The sequence below is a fragment of the Pedococcus sp. P1_H8 genome (genome assembly GCF_056405175.1).
Genome location: NZ_JBFUCP010000483.1, coordinates 1 through 357, shown reverse-complemented (window position 1 = coordinate 357; position 357 = coordinate 1). Strand labels below are relative to the sequence as shown.

The 357-nt window shown below is 73.4% G+C and carries 1 protein-coding gene; it reads left to right on the top strand.

The genetic code is table 11. The features are described from left to right. Nucleotides 1–357: MurT ligase domain-containing protein (locus tag AC1DYG_RS20960; protein WP_477641746.1), on the top strand; the 357-nt coding region annotated here is incomplete at both ends.

The window sequence follows — 357 nt, the reverse complement described above, 5'->3', positions numbered from 1 at the left end:
CGGACGGCCTGGTCCTGCCGATGACGCTGGCCCTGCCCGGAAAGGCCAACCGCGGCAATGCCGCCCAGGCCGTGGCCGCCGCGGTGACGATGGGCGCGGCCCCGGCCGACGCCGTCGCCGCCGCGTCCGCGGTCCGCGAGATCGCCGGCCGGTACGCCGCCGTACAGGTGGGCCCGCACTCGCTGCGGATGCTGCTCGCCAAGAACCCGGCGGGCTGGCAGGAGGCTCTGTCGATGATCGACCCCGACGTCGACGGGCTGGTCATCGCGGTCAACGGTCAGGTTCCGGACGGCGAGGACCTGTCCTGGCTCTGGGACGTGCGCTTCGAGCACTTCGAAGGCGTCAAGGTGGTGGCCG